The organism is Peribacillus sp. S4, assembly GCF_046715815.1.
Taxonomy (GTDB): domain Bacteria; phylum Bacillota; class Bacilli; order Bacillales; family DSM-1321; genus Peribacillus; species Peribacillus frigoritolerans.
The window spans coordinates 2634946-2656627 of the sequence record NZ_CP175708.1; the positions used below are offsets into that span (position 1 = coordinate 2634946).

The 21682-nt window shown below is 38.9% G+C and carries 17 protein-coding genes and 1 pseudogene; 13 read left to right on the plus strand and 5 right to left on the minus strand.

What is annotated here, in order from left to right:
* Window positions 1-26 precede the first annotated feature (26 nt).
* From ACJ9PY_RS12555 to ACJ9PY_RS12605, 11 genes are all read left to right on the plus strand, one after another.
* A complete protein-coding gene (locus ACJ9PY_RS12555; RefSeq protein ID WP_411740158.1) occupies window positions 27-1271 on the plus strand; it encodes an MFS transporter in 1245 nt (414 codons plus the stop codon).
* Window positions 1272-1793: 522 nt separating this feature from the next.
* On the plus strand, window positions 1794-2786 hold the full coding sequence (locus ACJ9PY_RS12560) for a thiamine pyrophosphate-dependent dehydrogenase E1 component subunit alpha (RefSeq protein ID WP_063576237.1): 993 nt from the start codon (window positions 1794-1796) through the stop codon (window positions 2784-2786).
* Window positions 2787-2807: 21 nt separating this feature from the next.
* On the plus strand, window positions 2808-3842 hold the full coding sequence (locus ACJ9PY_RS12565) for an alpha-ketoacid dehydrogenase subunit beta (RefSeq protein WP_411740159.1): 1035 nt from the start codon (window positions 2808-2810) through the stop codon (window positions 3840-3842).
* Window positions 3843-3947: 105 nt separating this feature from the next.
* Complete coding sequence (locus ACJ9PY_RS12570; RefSeq protein ID WP_411740160.1) at window positions 3948-5168, plus strand: dihydrolipoamide acetyltransferase family protein; 1221 nt, start codon at window positions 3948-3950, stop codon at window positions 5166-5168.
* 16 nt (window positions 5169-5184) lie between these two features.
* Window positions 5185-6567: a dihydrolipoyl dehydrogenase gene (lpdA, locus tag ACJ9PY_RS12575; protein WP_411740161.1), complete on the plus strand. Its 1383-nt coding sequence runs from the start codon at window positions 5185-5187 to the stop codon at window positions 6565-6567.
* 35 nt (window positions 6568-6602) lie between these two features.
* The gene (locus ACJ9PY_RS12580) at window positions 6603-7379 is read left to right on the plus strand and encodes an acetoin reductase (RefSeq protein ID WP_411740162.1); all 777 of its coding nucleotides are present in this window, start codon (window positions 6603-6605) and stop codon (window positions 7377-7379) included.
* 205 nt (window positions 7380-7584) lie between these two features.
* Window positions 7585-9471: a sigma-54-dependent Fis family transcriptional regulator gene (locus ACJ9PY_RS12585; RefSeq protein WP_411740163.1), complete on the plus strand. Its 1887-nt coding sequence runs from the start codon at window positions 7585-7587 to the stop codon at window positions 9469-9471.
* A gap of 71 nt (window positions 9472-9542) precedes the next feature.
* Window positions 9543-10520, plus strand: coding sequence for an NAD(P)H-dependent flavin oxidoreductase (locus tag ACJ9PY_RS12590; RefSeq protein ID WP_057277652.1), 978 nt, complete (start codon window positions 9543-9545; stop codon window positions 10518-10520).
* Window positions 10521-12845: 2325 nt separating this feature from the next.
* Window positions 12846-13115, plus strand: a complete 270-nt coding sequence (locus tag ACJ9PY_RS12595) for a hypothetical protein (protein ID WP_411740164.1) — start codon at window positions 12846-12848, stop codon at window positions 13113-13115.
* A gap of 105 nt (window positions 13116-13220) precedes the next feature.
* Window positions 13221-13445 (plus strand): hypothetical protein, encoded by a 225-nt coding sequence (locus tag ACJ9PY_RS12600; RefSeq protein WP_283930740.1) that lies wholly within the window; start codon window positions 13221-13223, stop codon window positions 13443-13445.
* Window positions 13438-14148: an exosporium leader peptide gene (locus ACJ9PY_RS12605; protein ID WP_411740165.1), complete on the plus strand. Its 711-nt coding sequence runs from the start codon at window positions 13438-13440 to the stop codon at window positions 14146-14148. The genes ACJ9PY_RS12600 and ACJ9PY_RS12605 overlap by 8 nt, the downstream gene beginning before the upstream one ends.
* Window positions 14149-14482: 334 nt before the next feature.
* Here the strand turns inward: ACJ9PY_RS12605 and ACJ9PY_RS12610 are convergent, their stop codons facing one another.
* Window positions 14483-15124, minus strand: coding sequence for a glycosyltransferase (locus ACJ9PY_RS12610; RefSeq protein WP_411740166.1), 642 nt, complete (start codon window positions 15122-15124; stop codon window positions 14483-14485).
* A gap of 751 nt (window positions 15125-15875) precedes the next feature.
* Between ACJ9PY_RS12610 and ACJ9PY_RS12615 the strand changes: the two genes are divergently transcribed.
* Window positions 15876-16907 carry an acyltransferase family protein gene (locus tag ACJ9PY_RS12615; RefSeq protein ID WP_411740168.1) on the plus strand — a complete coding sequence of 344 codons (1032 nt, stop codon included), beginning with the start codon at window positions 15876-15878 and terminating at the stop codon, window positions 16905-16907.
* A 171-nt stretch (window positions 16908-17078) separates the two neighbouring features.
* On the opposite strand, the gene ACJ9PY_RS12620 is transcribed toward ACJ9PY_RS12615, so the two are convergent.
* Window positions 17079-17258 carry a hypothetical protein gene (locus ACJ9PY_RS12620; protein WP_411740169.1) on the minus strand — a complete coding sequence of 60 codons (180 nt, stop codon included), beginning with the start codon at window positions 17256-17258 and terminating at the stop codon, window positions 17079-17081.
* A 301-nt stretch (window positions 17259-17559) separates the two neighbouring features.
* On the opposite strand from ACJ9PY_RS12620, the gene ACJ9PY_RS12625 reads away from it, so the two are divergent.
* Window positions 17560-17931 carry a cyclic-phosphate processing receiver domain-containing protein gene (locus ACJ9PY_RS12625; RefSeq protein ID WP_034306719.1) on the plus strand — a complete coding sequence of 124 codons (372 nt, stop codon included), beginning with the start codon at window positions 17560-17562 and terminating at the stop codon, window positions 17929-17931.
* Window positions 17932-18767: 836 nt separating this feature from the next.
* Here ACJ9PY_RS12625 and ACJ9PY_RS12630 read toward each other — a convergent pair.
* The 3 genes and pseudogenes from ACJ9PY_RS12630 to ACJ9PY_RS12640 form a co-directional block, all read right to left on the minus strand.
* Window positions 18768-19298, minus strand: a pseudogene (locus tag ACJ9PY_RS12630) (6-phospho-beta-glucosidase); the annotation flags it as partial.
* 178 nt (window positions 19299-19476) lie between these two features.
* Window positions 19477-20394 carry a DMT family transporter gene (locus tag ACJ9PY_RS12635; protein ID WP_411740170.1) on the minus strand — a complete coding sequence of 306 codons (918 nt, stop codon included), beginning with the start codon at window positions 20392-20394 and terminating at the stop codon, window positions 19477-19479.
* The gene (locus tag ACJ9PY_RS12640; protein WP_411740171.1) at window positions 20387-21082 is read right to left on the minus strand and encodes a GntR family transcriptional regulator; all 696 of its coding nucleotides are present in this window, start codon (window positions 21080-21082) and stop codon (window positions 20387-20389) included. Before ACJ9PY_RS12640 ends, ACJ9PY_RS12635 begins: the two co-directional genes overlap by 8 nt.
* Between the last annotated feature and the right edge of the window lie 600 nt (window positions 21083-21682).

The following is a 21682-nucleotide window of genomic DNA, read 5'->3' on the forward strand; positions in this document are numbered from 1 at the left end:
GTTAATTGAGAAGGGGGAAAAGGCTTATGCAAAGCAGTCCAGTAAAAAATAACAAAAGGCATATGATTCTCGCACTGCTGTTTTTAGGTTGGTGTTTATCTTATCTTGATAGGATGGCCATGAATGTTGGGATTGTTGAAATCGCAAAGGACTTCAATCTTAGCCCGTCGGTGATGGGGGTTGTGCTAAGTAGTTTTTTTGCCGGGTACGCTTTAATGCAGGTACCTGGTGGATGGCTTGCCGACAAGTTTGGTTCTAGAAAAGTCATCGTTGTTGCTATTTTGTTTTGGTCTTTGTTTACCGTTTTTACAGGGATGGCTTGGTCCCTAATGTCCATGATTATCATTCGTTTTATGTTCGGTCTAGGAGAAGGTGGGTATCCGGCAGCAAGTTCCAAGGCGATTGCGGATGTTTATCCTAAGGAAGAGCGACCTAGTGCCCAGACGACAATGATGTCATCCAATTCACTTGGAGGCGTAATCGCACCGCTAATTGCCACACCATTACTTGTGTGGATTGGTTGGCAAAATCTATTTATTGTCATTGGTATAGTAGGTGTTTTAGTGGCAGCGTTGCTATGGTATTACTTGAAGCCAGAAAATATGCAGGCGGACAGTTCCGAAAAAGAGACTTTAGAAAAAACATCTTTTAAAGATTTAGTGAAGATTCCAATTGTATGGCAGTTATCTATAATGTGGTTTGGGATGAGTACACTTATATGGGGACTTACTTCATGGATGCCTCCTTATCTAGTAGGAGAAAGAGGTCTTGACCTCCTGTCAATGGGTATGCTTACCTCCATTCCAGCACTTACTGGCGCGATCGGCACTATAATAGGCGGTAAACTCGTTCAGTCCTATTTAAGTGGAAAGGAAAAGTATCTGGCTATTGTAAGTTCTATTTTGGTCATTTTGTTTCTGTATTTACTATTCAACGCACCATCCGTTACTCTTGTCATTACGTTTCAGTCCTTGTGTACCATTTTTCACGGGTTCGTTTTTGCCACTATTTTTGCCTTGCCGCATAAAGTATTTTCAAAGAATAATATCGGATTGGCAATCGGGGTTATTAACCTTGGTGGGATGATCGGCGCATTCCTAGCACCGATGGTAATGGGGTATTTAATTGAAACATTTAACGGATCCTTTACATCAGCTTTCGTTTATTTAATCATTTGCGCTGTTTTGACCATCATTGCTGCAGTCGGGCTTAATTTGAAAAAAGGTCTTTCCGTCGTCAAAGATCCAATGGCAATAAGCAGCGGAGAATAAACGTGATTTCAAGGACAACTTGCACTTGAATCCATATATAATGTGAAATGGTTCTGGTGCACTACTCAATATAGAGATTACTGTTATTAATGACTTGAACTCCAACACAGAACGGACGCGCTTCTTAATAAAACGAAGATCTTGTTCCATTTTATTAACTTGATCATGCCTTCCTTCAGGGTAATTAGGCTTCTTATCTACTGTTATTACCTAGGCTTAGAAACGTCCGAAAAGGCCAAGGCTTTCTTGGAAAAGCGCTTGGCTGCTTGTTTAACTCTTGATTTACTTATATAAAAGTTAATTGTATTTCTTTGGAGGAAATACTTTGCTACAAAGAAGAGAGATTCTTAAATGAGTGATTGTATATTTTTTTAAAACGAGACAAAACGAGACAGCAATCTCATTTTGTCTCGTTTTGTTTCTGCTGAAAATAGGTAAAGTCCTAATTTTACCGCCTCCCTTTTTGGCACGGCAATTGCACTATATAAGATTGACTCGCTATTACTGATTGGGGGCTGAAAAATGGAAACGGTTCAATCGAATGAAATGAAGTTATCACAGGACAAGGCTTATTGGATGTACAAGAAAATGCTGGAGATCAGAAAATTCGAAGACCAAGTTCATGAATCTTTTGCAAAAGGGATTTTACCTGGGTTTGTCCATTTATATGCAGGGGAAGAAGCGGTTGCTGTTGGTGTATGTGCCCACCTATCCGAAAAGGACAGCATTACAAGCACTCACAGGGGCCATGGCCACTGTATTGCAAAAGAATGCGACCTAAACGGGATGATGGCTGAAATCTATGGGAAAGTGACCGGGCTTTGCAAAGGAAAAGGCGGTTCAATGCATATTGCCGATTTGGACAAGGGGATGTTAGGTGCAAACGGGATAGTCGGCGGAGGCTTTCCGCTCGCATGCGGTGCAGCATTAACTGCCAAGTATAAAAAGACCGATCATGTTAGTGTATGTTTTTTTGGTGATGGTGCCAATAATCATGGGACATTCCATGAAGGGATAAATCTGGCGGCAATCTGGAAGCTGCCCGTAATATTCATCGCTGAAAATAATGGGTATGGAGAAGCCACGCCTTTCAACTATGCTTCTAGCTGTAAAACGATAGCCGATCGGGCGATAAGCTACAATATCCCGGGTGTCCGGGTGGATGGGAAAGATGTATTGGCCGTGTATAAGGCTGCTGAAGAAGCCGTTCAGAGGGCTCGCAGGGGAGAAGGCCCATCATTGATCGAATGCGTTACTTATCGTAATTATGGCCACTTCGAGGGAGATGCACAGAAATATAAAAAGGAACAAGAAAAAAAGGAACATAAACAAGAGAAAGATGCGATTGCCTTATTTAGGAATTACTTACTGAATCAGAATCTGCTGGCGGAAAAAGAACTGATTTCTCTTGAGAATGCCGTTGAGGAATCTATTAAACAAGCAGTTAAGTTCAGTGAAGAGAGCCCATATCCAGAAGCGTCCGATTTATTAAACGATGTTTATGTATCTTATTAAACCATAAAAGGAGGAATTGAGATGAGTAGAAAAATCAGTATGTCGCAGGCAATAAATGAAGCAATGGCCATTGCAATGAGAAAAGACGAGAATGTCATCCTTATGGGAGAAGATGTAGCCGGCGGTGCAGAGGTCGATCATTTGCAGGATGACGAAGCATGGGGTGGCGTCTTAGGTGTCACGAAAGGATTGGTTCAAGAATTTGGCCGGGATAGAATTCTTGACACACCCATTGCTGAAGCAGGATATATGGGAGCGGCAATGGCAGCCGCTTCGACAGGCTTGCGGCCGATAGCCGAGTTAATGTTCAACGATTTCATTGGCAGCTGTTTGGATGAAGTATTGAATCAAGGTGCGAAATTCCGCTATATGCTTGGCGGTAAAGCACAGGTTCCCGTGACGATCCGTACGATGCATGGTGCAGGGTTCAGGGCTGCAGCTCAGCATTCACAAAGCCTTTATGCCTTGTTCACCAGCATTCCAGGATTGAAGGTCGTTGTTCCCTCATCCCCCTATGACGCAAAAGGGCTTTTACTTTCAGCCATTGAAGATAATGACCCTGTCATCTTTTTTGAAGATAAAACACTATACAACATGGTTGGAGAGGTTCCGGAAGGCTACTATACAATCCCAATCGGCAAAGCTGAAATGAAAAGGAAAGGCTCAGATTTGACGATCGTTGCCATCGGTAAACAAGTTCACACCGCGATGGAGGCTGCTGAAAAACTCACAGCTAAAGGAATTGAAGTTGAGATTGTCGACCCGCGGAGCTTGTCACCACTGGATGAAGAATCGATTCTCTCCTCTGTGGCAAAAACAAATCGTTTGATCGTGATCGATGAAGCGAACCCAAGATGCAGTGTCGCAACGGATATTGCCGCACTGGTGGCGGATAAGGGGTTTGATACGCTCGATGCGCCAATCAAGAGGATTACGGCACCACATACACCTGTCCCTTTTTCTCCACCGCTTGAAGATATTTACCTTCCTACATCAGAAAAAGTGATACAAGCCGTTTCAGAATTATTAGGGGAACCTTCCATTCTAGGAGTGTAAATAAATCCAGATGCATGCTCCAGCTTTTTCGCATAGAACTGCAAAGGTTGGAGCAACAAAACCAATGATGGATAAAACAAACCATTATGAAGGGAGAAATTAGATATGGCTGTCGAAGTGGTAATGCCGAAATTGGGCATGGCAATGAAAGAAGGCACTGTTTCGTTATGGAGTAAGGCTGTTGGGGATCCAGTCCAAAAAGGTGAAGCAATAGCCAGCATCAATTCAGAGAAAATAGAAATGGATATTGAATCTCCAGCGGAAGGTACGATCCTGAATATAGCTGTTCAAGAAGGACAAGGAGTACCTCCAGGAACCGTTATTTGTCATATCGGAGATCCGAATGAAAAAATAAAGATCGATGAACCTGTTGCTGTAGAGACCCAGTTGAAAATTGATGAACAAGAAAAGCCGAAAACAATAGAGTCCCCCACTTTGCCAATGGGAGATCGATTGATGATCACTCCGGTTGCACGAAAAATGGCACAGGCAGCGAATCTTGACATTGAGAGAATTCAAGGCACCGGGCCAGGAGGAAGAATCACTAAAGAAGATGTCCAGAAAGTAATGGAGAAAAGGGATTCCATCCCGGTAAATACAGAAGAAAGAATAGTTCCGCCAAAACCTGCTATAGAGAGTCAGCAGCAGATTCCTGTTAAGGGAATGAGAAACATCATTGCCAAACGTATGAAAGAGAGCTTGCAAAGCAGTGCCCAATTATCGCTAACGCTGAAAGTTGATGTCACTGATCTAGTCATTTTGCAAAAACAGGCTACAGAAACGCTGCAAAAATATGAATCAACTAAATTGACTATAACGGACTTTGTTGCCAAGGCTGTCGTGCTTTCACTTAAAGAGCACCCTAAAATGAATAGTGCCTATATTGAAGATAACATCATTTTGTATGAGTCTATCCATCTTGGATTAGCGGTGGCCTTGGAGAATGGACTAGTTGTTCCCGTCATAAGAAATGCCGAAAATTGTACCCTAAGACAGTTATCGAAAAAGGGGAAGGAGTTGGCCCGGTGTGCACGTGACGGTCAATTGCCAATTGAAGACATGCAAGGTTCCACTTTTACAATCAGTAACCTCGGGGCATATGGCGTTGAGCATTTTACGCCGATTCTCAATACACCGGAAACGGGGATACTTGGAATTGGCACTGCTTACGATACCCCGCTTTATATTGGCGAAGAATTGGAGAGGAGAACGATCTTGCCACTCAGTTTAACTTTTGATCACCGTGTACTGGACGGGGCACCCGCTGCTGCCTTTTTACAAACACTAAAACGGTATTTAGAAGAGCCGATCACCGTGATTTTATAGAAAAGGAGGGAAAGACTTGAATCGTATAGTTATTATAGGCGGAGGTCCTGCAGGGTATGTAGCGGCAATCACTGCTGCCCAGCAGGATAAGGAGGTCATATTGGTAGTCGATGGGCCATTGGGCGGAACCTGTTTAAACGAAGGCTGCATGCCAACGAAGTCATTATTGAAAAGTGCCGATACGTATGACTTGGTGAAAAATGCCGGGCAAATGGGAATTCGCCTTTCCCTCAATTCGATTGAAGTCGATTGGGATACCGTACAGGAACGAAAAAGAGAGGTCATTTCTAAACTTGTGAACGGCATTCGATATTTAATTGGTAAGAATAAAATAAATGTTATACAGGGCAGGGCTTCTATCCTTTCAAGCAATCGACTGCGGATCGAGAACGGAAATGAAAATGAAGTGATTGATGCAAGTAAGATCATCATTTCAACGGGGTCTGAACCGATTCCACTACCTTTTGCGCCGTTTGATGGTGAATGGATCATCCACAGTGGTCATGCCATGTCACTTCCTGCCATTCCCGATTCCCTGCTAATTGTCGGAGGCGGCGTCATCGGATGTGAATTTGCCAGCATTTATAGCAGGATGGGCACCGAGGTTACCGTTATCGAAATGGGGGAAAAGCTGCTTCCAGGGGAAGATGAGGATATCACGAGCATTCTGCATGAAGAATTGAAAAACCAAGGCGTTACGGTCCATACCTCCACAGCTGTCAAAAACATCAATGCAACCAGTAAAACGGTATATTTAGAGAATGGCGATGGCAAATTGGAAGAAATGCATGCTGATTACGTACTCGTATCTATAGGGAGAAGACCAAGAGTGAACGGAGTAGGCTTAGAGGAAAACGATATTGATTTTTCCCGACTTGGCATCTCGGTGGATGATCGAATGCAAACAAGCAATCCAACGATTTATGCCTGCGGTGATGTGATAGGAGGCATCCAACTTGCCCATGTAGCTTTTCATGAAGGACGGGTGGCGGCCCTGAATGCCTGCGGTCAATTTGCACAAGTGAATTACCGGGCAATCCCTCGCTGCATTTATACCTCCCCGGAGATTGCCAGTGTAGGCTTGACCGAAAAAGAAGCGCGTCAAAAATATGGTGAAATTAAAGTTGGTGAATTCGCTTTTTCGGCAAATGGGAAAGCTGCCCTTTCCAATAAACCGGTAGGAAAGGTCAAAGTCCTAGTGAACCCACAATATAATGAAATTCTAGGTTTTTCCATTGTCGGTCAGCATGCAACAGAATTGATTGGACAAGGAACGATCATGCTGCTTGCAGAAATAACGGCAGATATGTTGGAAGATTTAGTGGCGGCGCATCCAACCTTGTCGGAATCCATACATGAAGCTCTTTTAAATGTAGTAGGTCAAGCTGTGCATTCCTAAAATAAATAAGTTTTTTTACTGAAGGGGGATTTTGTATGGTTAGCGGTCAACGGACGGCAGTCGTCACTGGTGCAGGTCGTGGTATCGGACGTGCCATTGCATTAAGATTGGCTCAAGATGGATTGAATGTGGTCATTAACGATGTCAAACTGGATACGGCTGAATCGGTCGTGAATGAGATAAGGGAACTTGGACGTGAAAGCTTTGCCGTTAAAGCGGATGTAAGCAATAGACAGGAAGTATTCGAAATGGTGAATCAAGTTGTGGAACGTTTTGGACAACTGGATGTTATGGTTTCAAATGCAGGAATTGCACAAATAAAGCCTCTATTGGAAGTAACTCAAGAAGATCTTGAACAGATTTTCAATATAAATGTAAATGGTGTCCTCTTTTGCCTGCAAGCAGCGGCAGAACAAATGAAAAAGCAAGAAGGCGGGAAAATCATAAGTGCTGCCAGCATAGCCAGTTATAAAGGATTTAGTTTACTAGGTACATACTCGGCCACAAAATTTGCCGTTAGGGGAATTACACAAGCGGCAGCACAGGAATTGGCCCAGTTCGGCATTACGGTGAATGCATACTGTCCAGGAATTGTCGGGACGCAAATGTGGGATTTAATCGATGAAAAAATGGGTCCTTATATGAATCTTGCTAAAGGGGAAACATTTAAAAAGTTCACAGATTCCATAACCTTAGGACGCTCCGAAACCCCAGAAGATGTGGCGAAATTCGTATCTTACCTTGCTTCACCGGATTCGGATTATATGACAGGTCAATCCATCATGATTGATGGAGGAGTTATTTTTTCATAAACTTTATTGGTAAATAGAGAAGCATCATGTGAATAATCACATGATGCTTTTTTTGTAAACTTAATCTATATATTGTAAGCGAATACATAATCTACTATAATTAAAAAGACCTCGAATAACATCCTATTTTATTACTCCATGGTATTTTTCCTCTAGATTGACTGGTCAAATGAAGGTTCAAACCAAATGATTAGAGGAGGATTATATGCTATCCACCAGTTGTTATCTACGTACATGGGAACGCTTTGTCAGTGAAGGGGTTCTCGATTCAAATCGTCTGAACAAGCGAATAATGGAGTCCTGGTATCGCTGCAAAAAAGATCAAGTCAACCCATACCTTAATAAAGGCAAACACATTTTGACGGATGAATTATTGGACATTCAAAGAGAAAAAAACTCCTTCCTATTAGAAGTGGCATCACCCCAATTATCCAGGATGAATCAATCGATAAAAGAATCTGGAATGATGGCTTTATTGGTCGATCCGGATGGATATGTCCTTTCACTTTCCGGAAACGAGAAAATCCTCGATGAGGCAGGAAAAATAAATTTTGTGGAGGGTGTATGCTGGACGGAGGGTGAGGTCGGAACGAACGCAATTGGAACAGCTTTGAAAACGGGTGAAGCCGTAATGATCCAAGGTACCGAGCACTATTCGATTGCCTCGCACAAATGGAGTTGCTCTGCCATGCCCATATTAAATGAAGACGGTAAGATATTGGGAGTTTTGGATATATCATGTCCAGTAGAATACTTTCATCCCTCCATGCTGGGGATGGTAGCCAATTTGGCGTATACAATCGAACAGGAAATGGGAATGCGTTCCTATAAAAAGGAGCTGGCACTGACCCAGCACTCGATAGAACTTGCAGAAACCTATCCAGATTTGCCTTTTATCGTATGTAATCATAAACAAATGATAATCTCCGCCAGTAAACAGGTTCGCAAAAAAATTCCTCAATCCATCGGTATGGCGTTGGTCGATCTGTTAAATCATGGATATCGAATCGTAAAGGAAAATCCGCTTCTATCCAAAGAGGATAATAGGGTTTCCGGTAGGTGTTTATTCTTATCAGAGAATCATGGTCGTGAAGCCAATAGGCTTTTCCCTGCTTCAATGCCTTTAGAAAGATTTGTCTTCGAAGGGGAAAGAGGGATTAGTGAATCCTTTCATAACACATTACGTAAAGTGAAGCTTGTTGCACCGACAGAAGCAAATGTGTATATATCCGGTGAAACAGGTGTGGGGAAAGAGCTTATTGCCAAGGCTATTCATGATAATGGCATCCGCAAAAAAGGACCGTTCGTCACGATAAATTGCGGAGCTATACCTAAGGATTTAATGGAAAGTGAACTATTCGGGTATGTTGAGGGCGCTTTTACAGGCGCTAAACGGCAAGGTCACAAAGGGAAGTTCGAGCAGGCAAATGGAGGGACCATTTTTCTCGATGAAATCGGTGAAATCCCTTCAGCGATGCAGGTTGCCTTACTGCGTGTTCTTCAGGAAAGAAAAATCGTTCCGATCGGCGGCACAAAAAGCATATCATTGGATATTCGCATTATCACTGCAACACACCGTAATCTTGAAGAGCTTGTCAATGAAGGGTCCTTTCGTAAGGATTTATACTATCGGCTGAACGTTTACCCCATTCATGTACCTCCCTTAAGGGAAAGGATTGAAGATATTCCTTATCTAGTCAACTACTTGTGTTCGAAGAATAATTGGAATATTCCATTAACTGAAGAATTATTGAACCGTTTAAAAGAGTACAATTGGCCAGGCAATATTAGAGAACTGCAGAATGTACTTCAGCGATTGACCATCTTACTAGCAGAAGGACCTCTTGATTATGTTAAAGTGTTGAATACCCTGCATTCCCCGACCGTTACACGGCATGATGATTTCCCTGCATGGGAAGAACCGGGTAAAAATGGCATCAAGGGAAATGAACTGACGATCCGTGAAAAAATTCAACGGGATCTAATGATAGAGGCATTACAAAAATCAAGAGGAAATGTCACTGCTGCAGCAAAGCTGATGGATATTCCAAGAAGTACATTTTACAAGCGGCTCCATAAGTATGGTATATAGACATGCGTGTGTACATTATGTAAGAAAAGCAGACTTATAGAAATCCTTGAAAAATGAAAGGGGTATGGCAAATGAAAACGAGAATGACTGAATTATTGGGGATTGAATATCCGATCATTTGCGGCGGGATGTTTCAAGTTGGCCGGGCCCCGCTTGCAGCCGCTGTTTCAGAAGCCGGGGGACTTGGTATCATCACTTCGAAAACACAGGTGACACCAGAGGGTCTCCGTGATGAAATACGGAAAGTGAAAACTTTGACCAAGAAACCATTTGCTGTAAACCTGAACCTGTTTCCAAGTCAAACGGCAACCCCGAATGATGAGTTCATCGATATTTTAATTGAGGAAGATGTGAAAATTGTTGAAACGAGTGGCCGAAGCCCAGAAAGTTTAATGCCCAGACTTAAAGAGCACGGCTTTACCGTGTTACATAAGGTAGCGAACGTCAAAAACGCTGTGTCTGCAGAGAAATTAGGAGTCGATGCGATTATTATTGTCGGGAATGAAACAGGCGGACATCCAGGCATGGGGGATGTAGGAACGCTTGTCATGCTCCCTAGAGCCGTTGACTCTGTAAATATACCAGTAATAGCTGGAGGGGGATTTTCGGATGGGAGGGGCCTTATCAGCGCCTTATCACTCGGTGCTGAAGGTATCGTCATGGGGACTCGCTTTATGGCAACGCAAGAAGCACCGATTCATGAAAACGTGAAGCAGTGGATGGTATCGGCCAATGAAACGGATACGGTCGTCATCCAACGGAATATAGGCAGTCCTTCGCGTGTAGCACTAAATGCCGTCAGTAAAGAAGTGGACAAACTTGAAAATGAAGGTGCCACTATAGAGGAATTGATTCCGCTAATTACGGGACAAAGAAGCAAGAAAGTATACTTTGAAGGAAATTTAGACGGAGGCATCTGGTCATGCGGTCAATCCGTAGGACTCATAAAAGAAATATTGACCGTCAATGAACTGATCAAACAAATCGTCCAAGAAGCAAAAAACTCGTTCGAATTCATCCAAAGCCGTATCGAATCCATTCGAACATAAATAACCTAACTGGAACATGCAATCAATAGTGATTTCGTGTTCCTTTTTTTATCTATTAGAAATAAAGTTCCATAGGTGGTCAAGAATAGACTTTATCAAAAATGCATGACCGTTATTTATATCAGAAGAATGATTTATAACTCTAACGCGAAAAGCCAATTCAATAGAAAAAAGCTACATAAGCCCATCAATTACTTGCTAATTAACTTTCAGCAACTTCTTAATAAAAACTTTCAAACGCAAAAAAACCAAAAAGGTAATTAACCTTTCGTGAGTGTTTACATAACATTATTATTCTGCTTAATTCAAACAAAGCTTGAGATTTTAAAACCATTCTATTTTATCTGGCATTTTTGATTCCTGAAACTTTTAAATCTTTTTATATAAAATGTAAAAATCGACTTTTACGATTTTATTTCACTCATGATAAACAAGAACTGATTGCTGAAAGTAGGTGTGGCTCTATACAAATTTAATTTGAAGGTTTGCCTTATAACGCTTGGCAGCTTCCTATTGATTCACTGCTTGTTTCCACATATGAAAGCGGTCAATGCTTGTTATTTTACATCAAAACTCCATGGCGGTTTGAGCATCATTAAGTTTAAAACAATTTTTAAAGGTTATTCATGCTAAAGGCTGCTATGAGGTTAATTATGAAAGCTTATATTGTAATTATGTGGCTAAATGGAGGAGCTATCATCAATTTCAGGTAGAAAGCGGAACTTGCATGATAAAAAACCTTTTGAATTGTCATTGAGGTAAATTATATTTATATAATTTTTCATAAGTGTTAACCCGTGATTTTTCTCATTTGGCCATTTAATTTATATATAAGAATAATAAAAATGATAAAAAATGTAAATAAAACCGAGATATTTAGATTACTACAGGTTATTAGATAACTATTCTTTGAATAGGTCTTTAGGAAACAGAAGATTTAAATGAATTTCCTGTACCTAAAAATGCTGAATTGTCCGTTTTATACATGAAGGGAAATAATAAAATAGATTTGATTACCACAACCAAGCAACTGGAGATACTTAGAGTGAAATGACTAAGGATGATAAATACTAATTGAATAATCCGATCTATAGTATAAAAATGATTGAAAACGAAATATGTTAACAATTAGCAGATAAATTAAAATTCAATATATAAATCAAGAAGATTTAAATGACCGTAACTGATGTGAAATTAGCTTAAATCCAAGAAATCTTATTGCGAATTTAGACCGAATTTAGACCGAATTTTTAATTGAAGATCAATCATTATAATTGGAACAATTTTTATTTAAGTTTTAAAGTATAAGTTAACAATGACTAATTAATAAAAAAATTATAGATAAATAATGGCAATGAAATTAAATATTAAAAATCCGTATCACGTCTCACTAAGTTAAGTATTCTTAAGATATGAGACAAAATAAACATTAAAAATACAACTTCCTATAATATATATTATGTAAACTAGAAAAATGTTTAATAAAAATGATTCTTTCCTTTAATGTCTACCACCCCTCATCTATTAAACATTTTTAACAACGACTACATCTGACATATAGACATCCATACGGAAAATCATTTTTACGAATGTTTTAGCTTCTCTATTTTCCTTTTATGATTAATTCTAAATTCCTGTCAAGACTTTCTTTTTAAAATTATTATCTAATTGATAAATATCCTTGTTGAACCGTTTATTATTTGATTCATTTCCTTATTCCCGAAATAATTCACAAATCTTTACAAATATCCTATTCATGAATCTAAACTTTTTCAAATATACCTCAGGGTGATTCAGATTTAGAAATCCATGATTTTCCACGCGAAACGGGATTCGACAATACTTTCTTTTACGAAAATCATATTTCTCAGTTGCAACAATCCATTGTTCGGAATTCGCTTGGAAGACTTGAAAGTTTAAGCTACACGGTTACATTGGCAGAACCAGAGGCTTCTTAATTCAGTTAACCAATCCGATTCCATATATAAGACGCTCTCCCCTTTTACAAATGAACTGCGTCTTTTTCAGTATTGCTTTTTTCCCCAGAAGTTAATTTTCATGGTATTTCAACAAGCACATTTATAGGTTTTTTTATGTTCAGTATATACATAACGTTGATAAATCGATATTCCAGCTTCTTCTTTAAAATAACTTGCCCAAACGATATTCAGCTATCATTCTTAATTGTACGCATTCAATATAACCCATTCAATATAACCCATTCAATATAACTTTAAATAGATCCTTATTTTTAAAAAAACAAACTTAAAAATCCAATCCTTTTTTTTATATCGGCATATATAGTGTAGAAAGGGAGTGATTAACTTGGCCGATCACGATAATATTTGTTGCAAAGAATCTCACTGCGGAAAACAGGACCTCAAGGCCAGGGGGTGCTTTGGCTTATGGATCATTGTACAATCCGTCTGGGAATTTTGTCATATAGATTTTGATTTCCCAGGATTCAGCTTAAATACAATCCCGAATCCGGAAACAAATGAGATCACTGTCTCTCTAAGTGGTGTCTATGAAATAAGTGCCGACCTTGTTGTTGTTACTAATGAACTTGAAACTTCATTATTCACGATTAACTGAAGTGTCATAGGGCCCATTCCAGGTTCCTCTTTCGGAATCGTAATAGGATTGACATGTCAAACTGGAGAACCTTTTTGGTTTAACACTATAGGTAAGACCGTCCAAGTGGAATTAAATGCAGGAGAAAAAGTGTTTGTGTTTATTCAAAATGTGAGTGGAAGTGTTTCTTATAGATCTCTGTCACTTACTGTAAAACGTATAGGGCCCCTTGTATCCTCTGCTAAAGAGGAAATAGAAACTATTAAAGCAGAAAGAGAAACGGAAAAAACAGAAAAAAATCTTCATTGCTCGACTTTTCGGAAAGTGAACAATGAGAAAAAGGGTGAGTAAAATAGATAAGCCAATTCAAGGTCGTAGATTTGTTGACACGACCTATAAGTGTAAAAAAGATGATTTCTTTAATAAAAAAGATGATTTCGTCAATAAAAACGATCATAAAAAATGTAAGGATAGTGAACAAGGTCCTCGAGGACCTCAAGGACCTCCAGGACCTCAAGGGTTTCAAGGACTTCCAGGACCTCCAGGACCTCCAGGACCAGGGGGTGCTTTGGCTTATGGGTCATTGTACGATCCGTCTGGAAATTTTGTCACAGTATCTACGGTAAGTCCTCCGGCTCTGGGGCAGAAGGTTGTTTTTACAACTACTGGGCCGTTATTAGGAACTGCTCCTTTTCCTCCCGGTCCTGGTCCTTATACTGATATTGAGGTTCTGACTGCTGGGGTTTATGAGATTAGCATGGATTTAACAGCCATATTGATTAATGCTTCTAACTTGACGTTTAATACCGAGGTGCAGTTCAGGTTATTCATCAATGACACAACCCCGGTTCTTGAGAGTACTTTTGAATCCTTTAATCGTATTTCAGGTGGTCCAGGCGGTCAACCATCGCAAGTTGAAACTAGAAACACGATAGGAAGAACAATCCAACTTCAATTATCCGCAAACGATAGGCTAAGTATTAGAGTTATTACTGCATCTGCCAATGTAACATATAGGTATCCCTCATTAGTAGTCACAAAAATCGCCAACTAGCTGCCAAAGTCAGTAAATAGGAGCAAAAAGAGCCCTAACCTAAATGTTGTGGGCTTTTTCCGATTTACTGAACGTGGTGGTTTTGGTTACACACTAGTGGAGTCATAATGTCAAAAAATTAAAAAGACAGTAGAATACACTGGCATAATGCTAAAGGAATCTCTTTTATAAGAGAGGTTGTGAAGGAATGTACTTAAAGTAACCGTGCAGTTCAGTGTAATAATGCAGTTACGCAACAGCGCGCATTTGATTGAACCAGTTATATAAACATAATCAATTCATCTCTCAACATAAAAGAATCCTCCAACAGATTACTGGAGGATTCTTAAGATTATTATTTAAACTTATCCGGAAACTGCTTTATAACTCCCGCAGTGATAGTATCTGCCATTAGGATTATATGTGTGACCCCTTCGTCAATTGCAGCGATTCTTGCGTTCCAATCTTTTGCTAAGCTTGCAGTTAAATCATTTGTCACAAATTTCAGATGCATATACAGCAAATTTTTTAGATCTTCATTTTTTAAATAGGGGTTGGCACCGCTAAGGAAAGCTGCTATTTCATCAGCATTTCTATACCATTCTTTGTTTAGTTGTTTCACCAAGGCATCATTTCCGCTTTTAGCCGCATCTACAATCTTTCCCGCAATTACAATATGCTCCTTAAGCAGATTCGTAAGTTTGTTCCCAGCTTTCTCTCCGTATACTGGCTTTACAGCATTACCAATATCCTCCTGATTCTTTAGAAGTCTAGCCAGTACCTGTGTTTGATCCTCCGCTCCAGCGGTGGTTGCACTTGTTATATAATTACTTGTCCATAATACATGATCAATCCAAAGTCTCCTGAATTCATTTTTGAAGTTTACCTCAGATTGGCTAATACGTTGTTCCTGTGGCTTAGCGTATGCGCTAGTTGTTCCGGCCACCATGTTTAGAGGAAATAGTAAAATAAATCCCATCAACAATAATTTTTTCATAAAACCATCTCCTTCCAAAGTTAAAAAGTTCCTTTTTATTATTGATATATACGAATTTTATATGCATAAAATTGCTTGTACTTACCATGTTTATATTAAATTGGAATTAGATGGACTCACATCGTCCAATGTAAGCTGTTTTGTATAAAATCAGGTCATCAATCATGATTAATACACAGACACAGCTACGTCGCATTGGTGCTTTAAATATGATGAATTAATGTTTAAATTACTTGAGAATTCAGGAATAGACGCAAAGAATTAGTGAATTTAATATGGGAGCAAGTTAATAGAGAAAGTAGAAAATAAGAACGCCTCCTCCCCCTTCATCACATTGTCTTACCAAAACTATTAAGCATTCTTTTAGAGCAGCAAAAATTAAATGTTTTTAATATATCAGCAGGACTTATGCTCCAGCATGTGTGCAGTGCTCCATGCAATGATAATTAAATATCAATTTGCAAGTTGCAATCAGAAAGTCTCCCCATTTCGCTTAGTCAAAAGGCTTGATTACAGGGGTTTCTTCTGTAAGGGACTGATTAACAAGAACATAGGCATTCATATGATTACTATCTGTAAAGTGAAGATACTACTACAAACAGTCCACCCTCCTGAACGATTAGCTGTTCATTAATTAAGTCTTACAGTATCTTGTAATTGGAATCAGAAAGAGAAAAATAAATTTTTCTTTGGTGTACATAATATAGGGAATAACCAATGATAGTAAAAGTGTTATGAAAAGGGTGAGCAAATGGAAAGAAATAACGCGATTGACTTTATTAAATTTTTTGCCATATTTTCTGTTGTAGTCATTCATGTATTCCCTAGGGATAGCCAAATTGGTCTATTTATTCTCGATAACCTCTCAAGGTTTGCGGTGCCATTCTTCTTTACTGCATCTGGTTATTTGTTCGGTCAAAAGATGATCCATAAAAGGGATTCCTTTGATTATTTTAAAAGGTATATTATAAAAATCTTGAAACTGTATTTGTGCTGGCTCTTCTTTTATATGATGTATGATGTTCTAATTCTTTATAAAGATGCTGCCGATGTACCAAAGGAATTTGCGCAATACATTAATCATTTTTCTTTTCTTGACCTTTTATATTACGGAACTGGGACTAGCGGATACCAATTGTGGTTTTTAACCGCATTAATTTGGAGTGTTATCATTCTATTCGGTTTTTTTAAGTTAAAAAAAGCATGGCTTCTTTTACCCATTAGCTTAATATTCAACTTGTTAGGTCTTTTCGGACAATCGTATTCGGTGTTCTATGATCTTCCTCTGAGTACACGGGATGCTTTATTCATTGGTCTTTTTTATACAACTTTGGGATTCTTCTTTGCGGATGATAAATTCTTTAAAAAGTCGGGAGCAATAACAGCCAAAACCAATTTATCTTTAATTTTTATCTTCTTTACTATCCAAGTGGTAGAAGGATACTTATTAGAAAAGATATTATCGGGAAGTCATGGGGAATATTTTATTTCTACTATCTTTTTAACTTCATTTCTTTTTTTATTTGCATTAAATAATAAAACATTGGGGAAGGATTTGTTCATTACTAAAGTAGGAGGAAGAGCCCTGGGTATATACATTGTTCATGTAGTCTTCATCGATATTTTTGATTTAATTATTTCGGCACTAAGAATGGATCATATATCTGACAATCTTTTCTTAAAACTATTTGAGACACTCCTAATAATTACGATGTCGTACATTTCTTATGACCTGCTTCAATATTTCAAAAGGCGTTTAAGCGAATTGGTAAAAATCAGTTAGTGGAAGGTTAAAACCCTTACACACCTCTAAAATTATCAACTAAGTGATTTTTTAACCTTGGCCTATTAATTGACACTACTTTGCCCAATAAAAAAAGCGCCTTTCTCAGAGGGCGCTAAGCTGGTTAATTATAGTTAAAAAATTGATCCCCTATATAAGTAAATGTTGGTTTTATCCTTTTGACATAGTGAAGGAATCAATGTTACATACTTTTAGAGCATTATCAATCAATGAAAGCTGTTCATTAATCATTGATAAGTAGGAAATATGATAGCCATTATTTTGTTCCTTTAACTCCAACAGCAGCGTTTTGTCCCTTAATATAAGGTAAATCTCGTCTGGATGTAACATATCACTTCTCCTTTTAATCAAGATATTACCTTTTACCCCAATTATTACAATCATTAACTAATAAGTGGATGTTTTGTACTATTTTTCACAAGGTATTGCTCAGAAACAATTCCTTCTTATAGTAAAGATCCATTAGTTGAAGTAGCACGACGATCAAAAAAAGGCTGTCGTAAAGTAGTATTAAATGTCGAATATGCCCCCTTCTTACCTTGTTGTGTTAGACTTAATAGATAAAACCATATTTTCTTGGTTTTAATTGACTTTTCTTAGTCACACTTGCATAAGCAAAGGAGTGAAGGAAATGGAGAAAATCAGCGTTTTTTTGGATGACTATCGGAAAGCACCCGATGGCTATGTGTTAGTCGAGACTATTGACGAATGTTTAGAGCTATTGCAAAACTTTGATATTGAACATCTCTCTTTGGACCATGATTTATTAAATAAAACCAGGAATGGTTCTATGCTTGTTCAAATGATGGTGAAAGAAAAACTATTTGCTAATCGCATTACTATTCACTCTGCCAATTCAGTTGGCGGTAAAGCGATGTACAACTGTTTAAAGCAAGCACAACGGAACTTAACTATGCCCCCTGCGATTATCGTATCTTTACGACCATTGCCCCTCAAATTCTTCCCGTCAAAGGTTCTGCAACATTATATAGATATACGGTAACCCCTTCTCAATCTTAATTACATGTCACCCATTCTTTTTACATTTGACCGTAGGTTAGATAAATAGTAAATCGAAAGGGCAACTTTAATCTGAGTTGCTCTTTTTGTATTTCTACTTTGTTTAAGAGATCGAATATCTTTCATTGCACACTTTGCGATCATCCACATGTTTTTCTTTCTGGCTGCGTATATCTATATACCAACTCCCATAGCATTGTACCGCCAAGCAGAAGTTCATACCGGGTACACATAAAGATTCGACACATATGAGATATGTAATTTTAAAGTTACTATCCTCCCCCCCTGCCCTATCGCCTAATTAATTTTGGTGGTTTCTTAAGACATATCTAGCCACCCAGATCTTTCAATTTTCTGTGGGATTTTTCCTTCTTTGAGGCTTTGTCATCCGTTGTATAAGGTAAACAGTTATCTTTGTATTTTTTTGCATTAACTTCCTCCTGATGTAAACGATAAATTTAATTGGAGCTGTTTAAAGCGCAACGAAAGCAGCTGTAAATATGATAGTGAAACGTTACGTCAAGAGGAAGCCGTGGCTGGAAGTATTGTTCGGGTGTCGATTGTTTCTCCAGGAGCTATCACAACAGAATTAACTCAAACCATTGCTGATACAGACTTGAAAGGGCGATTCTAGATGCTACCGTTAATGAGTTTATTGTAAGACCATCTCGACAACAGCCTTAATCGATAAAAGTTTTGAATAAATTGCAGGTCAATAAAATAGATCACACCCTGATTGAAAGCGGACAAGGGGTGATCTATTTTAGTCTTAAAGCCAATTGCTATTTAATATGCCCATTCTGTATTCATTGAATTAATTCATGATTTCACTTCATTGAAAAATTGCGGCAGGTCTTCTTTATGGGCTTCGAGCATTTCATCCAGCATTTTTTTGGCGATGGTGTCTGATGGTACCAAAGGGTTTATCGTCATCGCTACCAAAGCTTTATGATAATCTCCTGTGACAGCCGCTTCAGCAGCCATTCTTTCAAATGAATTAATTTGCTGGACCAACCCCCGGACTGCTACAAGCAGGTCTCCTATGGCGATTGGTCTAGGGCCTTCTTTGGTGATCACACAGTTAATCTCAATTGCTGATTCATCTGGGATACTCGCTATCGCTCCGTTATTATGTGTATTGACTGGCTGAATATCCCGCTTATCATTGTAAATCGAATTGATGAGGCTGCAGGCCGCTTCGCTGTAATACGCTCCACCGCGCTTTTCTAGTTGAGTCGGTTTAACATTCAGTTCAGGATCTCTATACAATTCAAATAAATCTTTTTCCAGTTGTTGAACTACCTCAGCCCTCGTCCCATTTGTTGCTGAGGATTCCTTTTCTTCGGCAAGCGATACAAAAAAAAGCAAATTCACATGTAGTGTAATTGCTTTTTAAAGAAGTTATGGATATAACTCATGCTAATTTAGCTTTCGTTAATGTTCGAGCTATCCCCTTACAGGGTAGACTATGGTTTTAATCGCCAAGTAAAAATAAACTCCTGCAGATTTTCCCCGGTTTACAATGACCTTACTTGTTCTTTACGATGGATAGTATCGTAATGGTGCTTATAATGCAGAGTGTGCCGAGCCACTCGGCAAAACCGAACGTTACATTCAACCAGAAAACGGATATTAAGGTTGCGGATAATGGCTCAACGGAAGCCAATAAGCTTACCTCTGAAGCAGATATGAATTTTGTACTTTCCAAATAAAAATAAAAAGCAATGATCGTACCGAAAATGATGATGAATAAAACCGCTGAAAATGAAGGTAACGTCCATTTGCCTTCAAATGCCCATGGGGGATGGATCATGCTAAAGCATATGCCTCCAATCAACATGCCCCAACCCACAACAATCATTGAACCCCATCTTGAAAGGAGTTTGAAAGGCTGCAATGTATAGAATGCCAAGGCAAAGGCTGATGTTACTCCCCAAAATACTGCCCACCCGGAAATGGAGAGTGTACGTATGCTTCCTCCCGTCACAAGCAAAAAAGTGCCTAAAATCGCTATGATCACAGCTACGCTCACCGTAATGCTTGGAAAACGTTTGGAGCGAATGGCTAAATAACAAGTGATCAGTGCCGGGGCCAAGTATTGAAGGACAGTGGCAGTGGCTGCGTTGCCATGTTCAATTGCTGCAAAATATGTGTATTGAACAGCGAGCATGCCCAGAATGGCAAAAAGGATAATTTGAAGCGCATCATTTTTAGTTTTCCAAATCTCAAAAACCTTCAGTCTTTCATTCTTATGAGCGATCCCCAATAAGATGATTCCAGAAAGCAACAAGCGTACAACAGTGAGCCACTCAGGACTGAAACCTTGCTGCTGAAATAGATATTGGGCTGCCGTTCCTGACACTCCCCATAACGCAGCGCCAGTCAGTACCAGTGCAATCCCTTTATTTCTTGAAGGTGATATAGCAACTAAAGTATCATTATTCATTTTTTTCTTTCCCACTTTTTACACGTTCCGTATGGGCTTGTATTCTAAAGTAACTTTCTTTCCAATTCTTTTCTATCTCCTTAAGCACCATAGTGAGATTTCCACCCCTAATTGCCTGTATGATCTGGTCATGCTCATCAACGGAAAAGTGAACATCACTTACCTGATTGAAATAAAACAGTTCCATTCGTATAAGTTTTTGTTTGAGTCCCGATAGAATCCGCTTCAACTCATCATTTGTTGAAAGATTGATGTAAATGGAATGAAAGTCATTATCTTTCTGGACGGCCACTATTTGATTTCCCTCGTCGATTGCGTTTTTAACTTCATGATTGATGGCTTCCATTTCCATTAAGTGTCTTTCTTCAATGAAATCAAAAGCCTGTTCCATAGCCAGCTTTTCCAGTGTCCAAACAAGGGAATATATGTTTAATCCCCCTTCGAATCGAATAGGGGAAACAATAGTTGAACGGCTCGGCTTGGTCTCGACAAATCCCTCATCCTCAAGCCTTAAAAGTGCTTCTCTAATAGGGGTTCTGCTTACTCCCAATTGTTCGGCTAATTCTTTGTCGCGTAATTGTCGGCCTGGCGACAGGATTCCCTGGACAATCCAATCCCGCAATATCATGTATGCTTCTTCACGTACAGACGTACGTATAATTTTTTGTGAAGAATTTGAATGCTTCAACGGCTTTACCTCCTTAAAATACAGGTATATATAATATGCAATATATCACATATTGCATTCCGTTGGAAGAAATTATAGAACATTTGAAATCTGGGTCCTTTAATAAAACATCAAGCATCTTTTCACATAATAAAAGGGAATCCTTCCTTAGTAAAAACACTTTTTTACGATGGTGAAAGAAATCCTTCTATCATGAGTCCTCGAGCTTTAAATTTACAACGATTCACTGATTAAAAATAAAGTTCTATTTTTTTGTATACCATTGTATGTATTTTAAAATTCCTAGTACATTAGATTGAGACTAATGGCATTTGTAGTTTATTGCTTTCAGGATTAACAAATATTGGGTATTTTTCGCGAGTGATTTGGATACTTCTTCACTTTACTGACCATTTTCAAGTGAAATTTGTGTATCTAAAAAAATGTCTTGAAAATATCTTGGTGCTTACCGCACTCATTACATGAATATTCTATTTCCAATGCATCTTCAGTTACTGTATGAACTGTCTCTTTTTTACAAGTTTCACAAAATCTCTTTTCGGATATTTCTTTCATTTATCATTCACACTCCGTTTTTTTCAACATATTTGTAGCCTTGTT